The organism is Lacisediminihabitans profunda, assembly GCF_008040105.1.
Taxonomy (GTDB): Bacteria; Actinomycetota; Actinomycetes; order Actinomycetales; family Microbacteriaceae; genus Lacisediminihabitans; species Lacisediminihabitans profunda.
Genome location: NZ_VRMG01000071.1, coordinates 1 through 284, shown reverse-complemented (window position 1 = coordinate 284; position 284 = coordinate 1). Strand labels below are relative to the sequence as shown.

General features: G+C 70.4%; 1 pseudogene. It reads right to left on the bottom strand.

Going from position 1 to position 284, the window contains the following annotated elements:
• Positions 1-284: pseudogene (locus tag FVP33_RS19095) on the bottom strand (tyrosine--tRNA ligase); the annotation flags it as partial.

The window sequence follows — 284 nt, the reverse complement described above, 5'->3', positions numbered from 1 at the left end:
CCGCGCGCTCACCGCACCCGTCTTGCTCCCCGTGCCAACCCGGAAGTACTTGCCGACGTCCCGCGGGAAGCCGATCGCCGAGAGCGGGGCCGTCTAGTCGAGGTTGTTGACGAGCCGCGCGGCGGTGTCTCCCTCGAAACTCAGGAGCTTGGAGACCTGGCCCTCGAGGTAGCCGACCCTCTCCCTGACCGTCTCGGGCGAGTTCAACGTTCGTTCGGCCGTGGGCCGAGGGTCGCCGATGAGGCCGGTCGATCCGCCGACGAGGGCGAGCGGCCGATGGCCGG